The organism is Alcaligenes phenolicus, assembly GCF_032063905.1.
GTDB lineage: Bacteria > Pseudomonadota > Gammaproteobacteria > Burkholderiales > Burkholderiaceae_B > Alcaligenes > Alcaligenes phenolicus.
Genome location: NZ_DAMBOE010000003.1, coordinates 364,123 through 376,530, shown reverse-complemented (window position 1 = coordinate 376,530; position 12,408 = coordinate 364,123). Strand labels below are relative to the sequence as shown.

Sequence of the window (12,408 nt, the reverse complement as noted above, 5' to 3'; positions counted from 1 at the left end):
GTGGGGTTTCAGTTTCCTGGAGACAAACCTATGACATCTAGTTCAGCCAGTGCAGTGACGGGCAGTGCCCGTACCTTGCGTCGGGTCGCCGTGTGCGGTGCCGGCGTCATGGGCGCGCAAATTGCCGCCCATTGCGTGAATGCAGGCATACCAGTAGTTCTGTTTGATCTGCCCGCCCGCGAGGGGCCCAAAAATGGCATCGCCCTGCGTGCCATTGCCAATCTGCGCAAAATGAATCCTGCTCCTTTGGGTACGCCAGACCTGGCCGACCTGATCGAGCCCGCCAATTACGACGACAACCTGGACCGTCTGGCCGATTGCGATCTGGTGATCGAAGCCATTGCCGAGCGTCTGGATTGGAAACAGGATCTGTACCGCAAGATCGGGCCAGCACTGAACCCGAATGCCATCATCGCCAGCAACACGTCCGGCCTGTCCATCACTTCCTTGGCAGATGTTTTGCCGGAAGCGCTGCGCCCACGTTTTTGCGGTGTGCACTTTTTCAATCCGCCACGCTACATGAGCCTGGTGGAGCTGATCCCCACGAAATACACCCAGCCAGAGCTGCTGGATGTTCTGGAAACCTTCCTGGTATCGCAACTGGGCAAGGGCGTGGTTCGCGCCAAAGATACCCCCAATTTCATCGGTAACCGCATCGGTGTCTTTGGCATTCTGTCCGTGTTCGAGCAGGCTCGGCGTTTCTCCCTGACTTACGAGCAGGTTGATGAATTGACGGGTACACGTCTGGGTCGCGCCAAATCGGGTACTTACCGTACTGCTGACGTGGTTGGCCTGGACACTCTGGCACACGTGATCCGCACCATGCAGGATCAGCTGCCTGATGACAGCTTCAAAGCACACTTTGGCCTGCCACCAGAAGTACAGGGCCTGATCGATGCAGGCGCTTTGGGTCAGAAGACCGGTGCCGGTTTCTTCCGCAAGAAGGGCCGTGAAATCCAGCGGTTCGATGCTCAACAGCGCGATTACGTGGCTGCTGACCAGAAAATCGATTCCGATGTCGCCGCCATTCTGGCGGTACGTGACCCGGCTGAGCGCCTGCGCCAGCTGCGCGAGTCCGACAAGCCTCAGGCTCAATTCGTGTGGGCCGTGCTGCGCGACACCTTCCACTACAGTGCCATTCATCTGCAAGACATTGCCGACAACGCCCGTCAGCTGGATCTGGCCTTGAAATGGGGCTTTGGTCACAAGCAAGGCCCCTTCGAGATCTGGCAAGCTGCCGGATGGCGTCAGGTGGCCGACTGGATCAATCAGGACATTCAGGACGGCAAGACGCTTAGCAGCCAGCCGCTGCCAGACTGGGCGACTCGTGGTCCTGTGTGGGAAGCGCAAGGTGTGCACACCGCGGCCGGTTCCTGGAATCCTTCGCAAAGCCGCTTTGAAGGCCGTAGCGATCTGCCTGTTTACCTGCGCCACATTGGCACACCTTTGCTGGTGGGCGAGATCGAGTCTCTGGAAACCACCACGGTTTTCGAGGATGAATCGGTACGCTGCTGGACGCTGCCCGCACCGCACCCACAAGACGTGCTGATCGTGTCCTTCAAGACCAAGATGCACACGCTGAGCCCCGGTGTGGTCAATGGCATGTCCAAGGCGATTGAACTGGCTGAAGCCTCGTATCAGGCTCTGGTAGTGGCCCAGGATGGTGATCCATTCTCCGCTGGCGCTGACCTGAAAGCCATTTTGCCCGTGTTCGAGAAAGAAGGCGTGGCCGGTGTTGAGCCGGTAGAACGTGCCATGCAGGACATGGTTCTGCGTATCCGTTACGCCCAGGTGCCTGTGGTGGCTGCGGTTGCCGGTCTGGCTCTGGGTGGTGGTTGCGAACTGGCTGTGCATTGCGCGCACCGCGTCGCTCACTTCGAGTCCTACATTGGTCTGGTTGAAGTGGGTGTGGGTCTGGTTCCAGGCGCAGGTGGTCTGGCTTACTCAGCTCGTCGCTCGGCTGAACTGCAAGCCATGGGTGCACCTGATGCCCCGCTGCTGGCTTACCTGAAGCGTTTTGCACTGGCGATCGCCAGTGCTCAGGTGTCGCGCTCCGCTCTGGATGCCCGTCAGCTTGGTTTCCTGAAAGAGTCCGACACCATCGTCATGAATCGTCAGGAACTGGTGTATGTGGCCGTTCGTCAGGCACAGGCTCTGGCCAGCGCCGGTTGGCGTGCTCCATTGCCTCGTCGCTTCCCGGTTGCCGGTCGCGATGGCATTGCCACGCTGAAAGCTCAGCTGGTGAACATGAAAGAAGGTGGTTTCATCTCGGAATATGATTTCCATATTGCCGAGAAGGTCGTAACCGTGATCTGCGGGGGCGATGTGGATCCAGGCTCGCTGGTGGATGAAGCCTGGATGATGGCGCAAGAGCGGCAGGCCTTCCTGGAGCTGCTCAATTCCCCCAAGACCCAGGAACGTATTACTGGGATGTTGTCCACTGGCAAGCCGGTGCGTAACTAGAGCGGATCAAGGAGTAGACATGACTGTACAACAAGCTTATATCGTCGCTGCCAAGCGTACGCCCATTGGAAAAGCACCTCGTGGTGTGTTTTCGTCCTACCGTCCTGACGAGCTCTTGGCGGAAGCCATTCGCGGCATGCTGGCCGATGTACCCAAACTGGACCCAGCCGCCATTGAAGAAGTGGTAGCCGGTTGCGCTCTGCCTGAAGGCCCGCAAGGCTTTAACGTGGCGCGTATCTCTGCCTTGCTGGCAGGCCTGCCGCACACCGTGGCTGGTATGACCGTCAACCGTTTCTGCGCTTCGGGCTTGAGCGCCATTGCGATTGCTGCCGACCGTATCCGTACGGGTCAGGCAGATATCATTGTGGCTTCGGGCGTGGAGTCCATGAGCCAAGTGCCGGTGATGGGTGTGAACACCACGTTCAGCCCCGAGATCTTCGCCTCGGACGAGAACTACGGTATTGCCTACGGCATGGGCCTGACCGCTGAAGAAGTGGCGCGTCAGTGGAAAGTGTCCCGTGAAGATCAGGACGCGTTTGCCCTGGCTTCGCACCAGAAAGCCGTCAAGGCCTGGGAATCGGGCGAGTTCACGGGCGAAGTTCTGCCTGTAACGGTGACACGTCGTCAACCGAACCTGAGCACTCAGGAAATATCCGTCAAAACCCAAGTGGTTGATCGTGACGAAGGTCCCCGCCCTGATACCAGCCTGGAAGTGCTGGGCAAGCTGCGTCCCGTGTTTGCAGCGCGTGGCTCGGTCACGGCTGGCAACAGCTCGCAGACGTCGGACGGGGCAGGTGCCTTGCTGGTTGTGTCCGAGCGCGCCCTGCGCGAGCACAACCTGACGCCGCTGGCCCGCTTCGTGACCTTCTCGGTCCGTGGTGTGCCCCCAGCAATCATGGGTATCGGTCCTAAAGAGGCCGTGCCTCATGCGCTGGCCTTGGCTGGCCTGAAGCAAGACCAGATGGACTGGATCGAGCTGAACGAAGCCTTTGCTGCTCAATCTCTGGCGGTGATTCGTGATTTGGGCCTGGACCCCGAGCGCGTCAATCCGCTGGGTGGTGCTATTGCCATGGGTCACCCTCTGGGTGCGACTGGTGCCATGCGTGCCGCCACCGTGGTTCATGCCTTGCAGCGTCGTCAGCTGAAATACGGCATGCTCACCATGTGTATCGGTACAGGCATGGGAGCCGCCGGGATTTTCGAGCGGACATAATTTCCGATCTGCTGCTGTTTCTATCGTTGCTGGACAAAGCCGCCTTCGGGCGGCTTTTTTATTGGCTCGCCTACCCGCATCAGTGAGCATTGGCGCAATACGTGTAAGCAAATTTGCTTAAAACCCGCTAAATGTCAAAAAAGTAAAGTTTTGTTGTTGTCATAGAGTAGACATGGGCTCGCGCCATAGTCCTTTTCATTGTGTTGAACAGCTCACACGGAGGATGTATGGGATTGCCCTCGCGCATGGTGTCCAGCCTGCACGTTCCCCCCATGTTCTGGCAGGGACGGGTCAAGGCTCGTCTGGAGTCGGGGCAGTTTGAAGTCGACTGCGGCGAGCATTGCTGGATTGTGCCGCAGGCCGTCAGTTGCCTGGTGCAGCCGCAAGTGGGCGACAAGGTCTGGGTAGGCGGTGCCGATGGCGAGCAGGCCTATGTGTTCGCCGTGCTGGAACGACCCCAGGGTGGGGCTTTGCATCTGGTCGCCGAGCAGGGCTTGCATGTGCAGGCGGCGCAGGGTGGGGTGCATATCCAGTCCGAGGCGGACCTGACTTTGCAGGCAGGTGGCCATCTGCGCCAGTCTGGCCGGGAGATGAGCCTGACCGCAGGCACGCTGCGGATTTTGTCGCGCGTGCAGGAAACCGTGGCGGATCGCCTGTCCCAAGTGTGCAATCACGTATTTCGTCTGACAGAGAAAGAAGAGCGTTGGCGTGGGGGCCGCATGGATGTGCAGGCCCAGCATCAAATGCGTTTGCATGCCCGCCATACTTTGATGACTGCTCGTGAACTGGTCAAAGTCGACGCTGACCAAATCCATATGGGGTAAGCATGCTGACAGAACGCCTTGTACAAGTGCATAGCCCGCTGGGGCCGGAAGTCTTGCTGTTTCAGGCCCTGCAAGGTCGGGAAGCTTTGTCCCAGCCTTTTGAATTGCAGGTGGATGTGGTCTGCAATACCCCCTTGCTGGATTTGCGCAGCTTGCTGGGCGAGTCCCTGAGCCTGGAAATCAAAACACCTTTTGCGGTGCCGCGCTTTCTGGATGGCCGTATCAGTGCATTTCGCCTGATGGGTAAAACCGGCCGCAGTGACCGCTTTTATACCTACAGGGCCACCTTGCGCCCCTGGCTCTGGTTCTTGAGCCAGAACATGGACAGCCGGATCTTTCAGGAAAAGACTGTGCCCGAGGTTTTGCAGGAGGTGCTGGGCCGCTACCCCTTTGCCTGGGAGTCGCGCCTGACGCAGGACTATCCGCGTCAAACCTATTGCGTCCAGTATCAGGAAAGCGACTTTCAGTTTGTTAGCCGCTTGATGGAGCGCGAGGGGATTTACTACTGGTTTGAGCATCGCAATGGCGCCCATACCCTGGTGATGGCCGACGATGTGGGTCAACATGCGGCTGCGCCCTGGCTTTCTGAGCTGCCCTTTGTTTCCCCCGACCGGGTAGCGCATCCCGATGTTGAGCACATTCACGCCTGGCACCCGTATGAGCAAGTCACTCCGGGCCGCTACGCGACCGCTGACTACGACTATTGCAAGCCGGGAGCCAGCCTGGACGCCACGCGCAGCAACCCGGCTGAACACGCCTTGGGTGATCTGGAAGTCTACGAATGGGCGGGTGGCTACACCGAGCCTCAACATGGTGAACATTACTCCCGCTTGCGGTTGGAAGCCTTGCAGGCGGTCCGCAGTCAGGCACAGGCCCAGACCAACGCGCGTGGTGTCGCGCCGGGTTATTTGCTGTCCGTGCGCAATCATCCGCGCCCCGAGGATAACCGCGACTATCTGGTGACTCAGGTCGATTACGACTTTCTGGATGTAGGCCATACCGGCGAGAGCGGCATGGCCAGTCACTACTTCATTGACTTTCTGGTGATCCCGTCCAGCCAGCCGTATCGCCCTTTGCGACGCACACCTATTCCGCGTACCTACGGCCCGCAAACGGCCAAGGTGGTGGGCAAGAGCGGCGAGCAGCTGTGGACCGATCAATATGGTCGTATCAAGGTTCAGTTTTTGTGGGATCGCTACGGGCAGGCCAATGAAAACAGCTCCTGCTGGCTGCGCGTTTCCAGCCCGTGGGCAGGTGGTGGCTTTGGTGGCATTCAACTGCCCCGAGTGGGCGACGAAGTGATTGTGGACTTTCTGGGGGGCGACCCGGACCGGCCCATTGCCGTCGGTCGTGTGTATAACGCCAGCAATATGCCGCCCTGGAACTTGCCGGACAATGCCACACAAAGCGGTTTTTTAAGCCGCTCCAAGGATGGCGATCCGAGCAATGCCAACGCCTTCATGTTTGAGGACAGAGCCGGGCAGGAGCGTATCTGGCTGCATGCCGAGCGCAATCTGGATACGGAAGTCGAGGGCGATGAAACCCACACCGTCGATGGCAATCGGACGACGGTGGTCACAGGCCATGACACCTTGAGTGTCACGGCAACCCGCACAACAACGGTGCAGGATCTGGAAACCGAGACATTCAATAGCGGCGTCGTACGTACTGTCATCGGGGATCTGGTGGAAACCATAGAAGGTGAGCAGACCCGAACTCATACCGGTGATGTGACGCGTACCGTGACGGGCAATGTCACCGACACCTTGACCGGCGATCTGACCCGAACCATCACCGGCGAGGTCACTCATACGGTCACGGGCGATGTCACGGATTCCATCACCGGCACTCGCAACTCCACCCAAACCGGTGATTACACCCGCACGATTACCGGCGCGGTGGATTACACCGTGACTGGCGATGTCAAAGAAACCATTACAGGTGATGTGGACCTGACCACCACCGGCAATATCACTGACACCCTGACTGGCAATCTGACCAAAAGCATTTCCGGTCCCGTGGACATTACCGCCGCAGCGGGCGTGAACATCACCACGCCTAGCTGGAAGGTGAATGTCACAGGTATTGAAAAGTGGTGGATCCCGCATACCGAAAAAGTGACGGGGTTCCGCTTGAACGGCACGATTTCCTCCCTGGATGCCTGGGGTATTCGAGCGCAGGGCTATCTGGTCAATTTCCAGGCTGCCGTCATGAAGATGGACCACTCGGCCTTCAAGGACGAGAAAGCCTACGCGGCGATCAAGACCAGTGCGGTGTATCTGGGCAAGCAGGCGGTGCGCGTCGGCAGTTCGGCTCTGCGTTTGGCCAAGTCCGGCTTGCACATCTTTTTTTAAGGACGTCCGCGACGATGTTGGGACAGATTATGTGGATGGCTTTCAGCGCCTTGATGGGGGCCATCATGATTTCGATTGGTATTGCCCTGGAGTGGCGGGACTGGCTGCCTTATCTGGTCATCTTGCCCATGCTGATCGCCGTGGGTGGTTTTGTCGCCGGGTATCGGGGTTTTACGCGCTATTGGCGTGCTCGTCCTGAGGAACTCTTGTATCAGCGCCTGCATCGTGCCGAGGTCGTACCTCAACAGGCCGTGATCGTATCTCAGGATGAGCTGCTGCCAGAAGTTTTCAAATCTGCTTATCCGCTAGTGCGCCTGGGCCTGGACGTAGATGGCCAGAAAACCCATGTGGATGTGCTGGTGCAGCCCGAACTGAACAAGCGATTCAAGCCGGGTAATTGGGTCAGCGTACTGTGCGATCCGGCCAATGCTCAGCTGTGTGCTCTGAACCGTGAACAGGTGACCTTGCAGTTGAAACCCGCCGCCAACTCCTATGGGGATTGATTGATGGTGGCGTTGGCTTTGCAGTTGAACAGGGATGATGCACACGCTGGTCCGAGGCAGTCAGGCAGTGCTCTTGACTCAAGCCAGTCCTGCTCGTGCTCTCCCAAAGGACAAGTCCCATGCGCATCGTAAAGCCCTTGCGCTTGGGTGTTTTGGCACGCCCCTGGAGCTGGCGCGGACAACACGCGCTAAGCGTGTCGGTACAGGCCTGGTGCTCCATGGATGCTCCGCATGTCTTGAGCACCGATGCACGTATGTGGCAAAGCGTATCCGGCCTGATGCAGGACGACGATGTACTGGATCTGGCCTTGCCCAAACCTTGTGCAGAGTTTCTGGTCTCTGGCCATGCCTGCGCTCCCGGTGGTGGGCCGGTATCCCAACTGGCAGTACAAGCACGTGTCGGCCCGATAGAAAAGCAGTTGGCTGTATTTGGGCAACGTCAGTGGCGGCAAGGCAGACCGGGGGAGGCAGAGCCTTTTACCCGCGTGCCTTTGGATGGCAGCCGTAGCTGGGGCGGGCCGCAGTATCCTGATAATCCTGCCGGCATGGGGATGGAAACAGCCAGTCCGGGTGAGCCGCTTTGCTTGCCGCAGGTAGAGCCTTGGGAAGGGCGCTTGCACCGTTCTGGCCAGCAGGGCCGTCCAGCGGGTTTGGGGCCGGTATCGCCTTTGCGACCACGTCGCTTTCGTTTGGCGGGTCGTTATGACCCCGCCTGGCAGCAAGGCGATCCAGGCATGATGCTGGACAGCCTGGACCCACATTTTTTCAATGCTGCTGAACCGGACCAGTGGTGGCGTGAGCAAGGTCATTGGCCCGCAGACAGTTCTTGGGAACTGCACCATCTGCACGCCCAGCGACCCCGGTGGAGTGGCAGCTTGCCGCAGTGGGAGGCGATCTGCTGGTATCAGGATCGTCGTCTACCCGGGCTGCAAAAGTTGGCGCTGCGGCACACCACTGTCTGGTTCTTCCCCGATTTGGGCCACATGCTTTTGCTGTACCAAGGAAGCGTGCCGGTTCAGGACGCGCAGGCGCAAGATGTGAACTTATTAATGCCTGCCCTGGAGCCCTTGGGCCAAGCGCGTGGCCAGGATCATTACGAGCAAGTGCTGCGCTTGCGTAGCGAAGGCGATCAAGCCGGATTATTTGCCTTGCGCGACCAGGATTTGCTACCCGCCGACTGCTGCGCACCTTTGGATGACGTTCAGACCAGTTCAGACGACCCCTTGTCCTTGACCATGCGGATGCGCCTGGAGCGCTGGGCGCAGGACGCGGCACATGAACACCCGGCTTGGCAGAACGAGCTGTTTTCCTTGGCGCAGGCTGGGCCTCCCAAACCTATGGATGTGGACCGAACGGATTGGGTGCAGGAAGTGCGCCAAGCCAATCGCCAGCAATGGGAGGCGCGTCAGCAGATGGAAGAGGGCATGGCGAAAGTGCAGGATTTGCAGCGTGAATCTCCCTTTCAGGATCAGGCCGGCACCCGTGTTACGGCGCGCGATACGCAGCGCATGTTGTATGAGCTGGATGCAGCGGCCAGCGACCAGGCGCCTGTGTCCGGCTTGCTATCCAAACCTATGGAGCAGGCCAGACGAGCGATGCAAACCTATGCCCCTGCACCGCCTGTTGCCTCTGATCTGCGTCAGCAGCGTTTGCGCAGGCGCGTGGAGTTGATTCTGGCCGGAACCCGTAACCTGTCTGGCCTGGATTTGAGCGGACTGCATTTGCAGGACTTCGATTTCTCCGGGGTGCGCTGTGTCGGGACCTGCTTTAACGATGCGGTTTTACAGCAAGGCACGTTTGCAGGAGCAGACTGCTCGGGAGCCACATTTGTGCGGGCGAGATTGGAGCAGGTTCAATTCAATCAGTCCCAATTGGATGATGTGGATTTCAGCGCGGCAGTGCTGCAATCCGTACAGTTTCGTCAGGTGCAGGCGGCCCGATGGCAGCCGCGCGAGTCCAGCTGGCAGGATGTCTTGTTTCAGCAGTCCCATTTGCAGGAGCAGGAGTGGCTGGATGTGGACCTGCTGCGCTGCACCTTCGAGACCTCGCAGTTAAGTGGCGTGCAATATTTGATGCGCTCGCGCTTGTCCGAATTGTCTTATCTGGATTGCCAGTTGCAGCAATGCGCTTGGCTGGACTGTGATCTGCGGGATCTGTCCTTGAGGGGCTCCAGCCTGGAGGACACGTCCTGGCTGCTGGGCCTGTTGGACGGTGTGCTCGATTGCCGTGACAGCCGCTGGCGTCAAAGCGTGGTGTCCGGCGTGGACATGCCGGGGTCAGACTGGCGCGGTGCCTGCCTGGAAGAAAGCAATTTGCGTGGGCTGGATTTGTCGCAATCCTGTTTTGAACAGGCCCAACTGATTCGCTGTGATTTATCCGGTGCCAATCTCCAGGGGTCGCAATGGACGCAGGCCCGCCTGAGCGACTGCATTCTGATCGAGACTGACTTTAGCCAAGCCACCTTGAACAAGGTGGATATGAGCAATAGCCTGGCCGGGGGCGCGAAGGTTCAAGGCGCGATGCTGGATACCGTGAACTTCTTCCGCGCTGATTTGATGGGTTTGCAAACGGATGCACGTACCCGCAGCCGCAATCTGTATTTGCGCACTGCACGTCGCGACCCTGCTGGGGGACAAGCCTGATGGACGCACATGCTTTGCGTTTGCGTATTCGGCAAGGTGAGCCTTTGCTGGGACTGGATATCAGCGATCTGTATTTGCCACCGGGCGATTATTCAGGAGCGGTGTTCATCGCTTGTCGCCTGCCGCGTGTGCAAGCCTTGGGCGTCAATCTGGCGGGTAGCCGCTTTCATCAATGTGACTTGAGCGGAGCAGTACTGGACGCCAGTGTGCTGGATGGCTGCGCTTTTATGGAATGCGTGTTGATTGGCTTGTCCTGCAAGCATGTCCAGGCCAAGGAGGTGATGTGGCAGGACTGTGATTTACAGGGCGCTATCTGGCAAGGCGGAGCCTGGAGCGACACTCACTGGGCGCAATGCATTTTGCAGTCGGGAAATTTCGACCAAGCTCTTTTGCAGCGTTGCACTTGGACCGGTTGCCGCGCAGGGGGCTTGTCCTTGCAGTCGACCCGTCTGGAAGATGTGGTGGTCACCGAAATGGATTGGCGGGGCAGCACTCTGGCCGGTAGTCGCTGGAGCAGGGTGACGGCCAAAACATGCAATTTCCAGGGCATGGACCTGTCGGGGCTGGATTTCAGCGGCAGTGTCTTGATGGAGTCCGACTTTACTCAAGTGGATCTGAGCCACGCTCGTCTTTGCGGCACCAATTTCAAGTCGGCCATCCTGAATCAGGCCGTGCTGAACAAAGCCCAGGCCAACCAAGCTTTATTCGTTCAGGCGCAGGCCCAGGGGCTGCAGATTCGGGAGGCGGATCTTACACAAAGTCTGTGGGCTCAAGCCCACGCTCCCGAGGCAGATTTTCGTGGCTCTTTTTTGCAGCAAGCCTACTTCGCGCAAGCGGTTCTGGAGCAGGCCCGTTTCGAGCATAGCCAGCTGCGTTATGCCGATTTCTCCTACGCAGATTGCCGCCGTGCTCGCTGGGATGGCGCACATTTTGAGCGCACCCAGTTTCATCGTTGCTTGCTGGACAAGGCCGGGCAAGAACAGGCCGCAGGCTGCCTGCCTAATGACCCGGCCTTGCACGAGTCTGAAAGCTGGACCGCGCGTTACATGAATCTTGAATAAGGAGCCCTGATGTTTGCCAATTGCCAACGGGGCGGCATGGATATTGCCTTTCCCGACATCTGCAAGACGCCACCGGCTCTGTTGCCGATTCCTTACCCCAATTTCGCAACGGGTCTGATGGGTATTCCCAATGCCTGGAACATCCTGTTGCAGGGAGGGCCTGCCCATAATCTGCTCACAACGATACCCTTGAGTAATGGTGACAATCCGGGTGTGGCTTTGGGCTTGATCTCGCAAACCGTGATGTCGCGCTCGCGCTCCATTACCTGCGTACCTAATGTGCTGTGGAAGGGAATTCCGGCGACTCGCCTGACCAGTCTGAGCATGCAAAATACCGTCAATACGGTAGGGATGCGGGTAGTGCCCAGCCAGTTCAAAGTGCTGTTGCTAGGCGGCGGTGGCGCTGGGGGCGGCGCCGGTAAAGGCGGCAAGGGCGTGTCGGGCAGCGGGCCGAAGGCGGCGCGTAAAGCGGCAGCACGTGAAGCCAAGCGGGCACAGCTTAAACGCAACCGGCGTCGGGGTGCGCAGCGAGAGCGCGAGGTCGAGGCCGAGCTGAAGCAGGAAGGCCACGAGGTCATGGGCACGCAGGTTTCTGCAAAAACACCATTGACCCGCCGTGTGATCGATATACTGATCAAGGACAAGAACACGGGCAAAATCCGGGCGGTCGAAGTCAAGAGCGGGGGAGCGCGCCGCTCCGCAACCCAGAAGGCCAAGGACAAGGCAATGGAGAGCAAGGGCGCAGAGTTGATTGGCAAGAATGCACCCAAGCAGCCACTTCCCAAGAACATACGCATACCTACGGAGGTACGACATTGAAAACGCACACTGATCCCGTTAAATATGACGCTGTGGACTGGCATGTGGGCGGGGACTACCCCTCTGATCTGGGCCCGCAAGGTGGTCGCACGCACATCGGCATGTATCTGGCCTGGCTGGTAGAAAAAGGCCTGCTGGCCAATGCTTTTATGGACCGTTACCCCAACGAGGTGCGCCAGTGCCGTGATCACATGATAAAAGGCTCGCAACTGCTGCAAGAGTGTTGCGACGATGTGCTGGTCAGCGAAGACATGTCCGAGCAGGGCAAAGCCTTTAGCGACTTTTATTACGACGAGCTGTATCTGGATGATTACGTGGATACGCTGGACGACGAGGTTCTGCCATCCATCTATCACGTGCCTGACGATTGGGACAGCTACGAAACCTTGCGGCCGGTTCTGGAGCAACGCTACCAGCACTGGCGACAGGAGCAGGGGCTGGACGACTAGCACCTAGCTGATCTCTATTTGCTTCCTTTGAAAAGCGCTGCCTGGGGGTGGCGCTTTTTCTTTATTTGCTTCAAAAAGAG

Annotated in this window: 9 protein-coding genes; all 9 read left to right on the top strand. The window is 58.6% G+C overall.

The features are described 5' to 3' along the window. Positions 1 to 30: 30 nt before the first annotated feature. Positions 31 to 2,463 carry a 3-hydroxyacyl-CoA dehydrogenase/enoyl-CoA hydratase family protein gene (locus U2949_RS08220; RefSeq protein WP_462675658.1) on the top strand — a complete coding sequence of 811 codons (2,433 nt, stop codon included), beginning with the start codon at positions 31 to 33 and terminating at the stop codon, positions 2,461 to 2,463. Between the two features lie 19 nt (positions 2,464 to 2,482). Next, positions 2,483 to 3,676, top strand: coding sequence for an acetyl-CoA C-acyltransferase (locus tag U2949_RS08215; RefSeq protein ID WP_026483649.1), 1,194 nt, complete (start codon positions 2,483 to 2,485; stop codon positions 3,674 to 3,676). A gap of 227 nt (positions 3,677 to 3,903) precedes the next feature. Further along, the gene (locus U2949_RS08210) at positions 3,904 to 4,500 is read left to right on the top strand and encodes a DUF3540 domain-containing protein (protein ID WP_257722935.1); all 597 of its coding nucleotides are present in this window, start codon (positions 3,904 to 3,906) and stop codon (positions 4,498 to 4,500) included. 2 nt (positions 4,501 to 4,502) lie between these two features. Beyond that, the gene (locus tag U2949_RS08205) at positions 4,503 to 6,854 is read left to right on the top strand and encodes a type VI secretion system Vgr family protein (protein WP_257722936.1); all 2,352 of its coding nucleotides are present in this window, start codon (positions 4,503 to 4,505) and stop codon (positions 6,852 to 6,854) included. A gap of 14 nt (positions 6,855 to 6,868) precedes the next feature. Continuing rightward, a complete protein-coding gene (locus tag U2949_RS08200) occupies positions 6,869 to 7,357 on the top strand; it encodes a TIGR03750 family conjugal transfer protein (RefSeq protein WP_257722937.1) in 489 nt (162 codons plus the stop codon). Positions 7,358 to 7,476: 119 nt separating this feature from the next. Continuing rightward, positions 7,477 to 9,999, top strand: a complete 2,523-nt coding sequence (locus tag U2949_RS08195; protein ID WP_321287116.1) for a DUF2169 family type VI secretion system accessory protein — start codon at positions 7,477 to 7,479, stop codon at positions 9,997 to 9,999. Next, positions 9,999 to 11,060, top strand: coding sequence for a pentapeptide repeat-containing protein (locus U2949_RS08190; protein WP_257722939.1), 1,062 nt, complete (start codon positions 9,999 to 10,001; stop codon positions 11,058 to 11,060). Before U2949_RS08195 ends, U2949_RS08190 begins: the two co-directional genes overlap by 1 nt. Positions 11,061 to 11,069: 9 nt before the next feature. Beyond that, a complete protein-coding gene (locus tag U2949_RS08185; protein WP_321287113.1) occupies positions 11,070 to 11,879 on the top strand; it encodes a DUF4150 domain-containing protein in 810 nt (269 codons plus the stop codon). After that, complete coding sequence (locus U2949_RS08180; protein WP_009455524.1) at positions 11,876 to 12,328, top strand: DUF7832 domain-containing protein; 453 nt, start codon at positions 11,876 to 11,878, stop codon at positions 12,326 to 12,328. The genes U2949_RS08185 and U2949_RS08180 overlap by 4 nt, the downstream gene beginning before the upstream one ends. Positions 12,329 to 12,408: the final 80 nt, after the last annotated feature.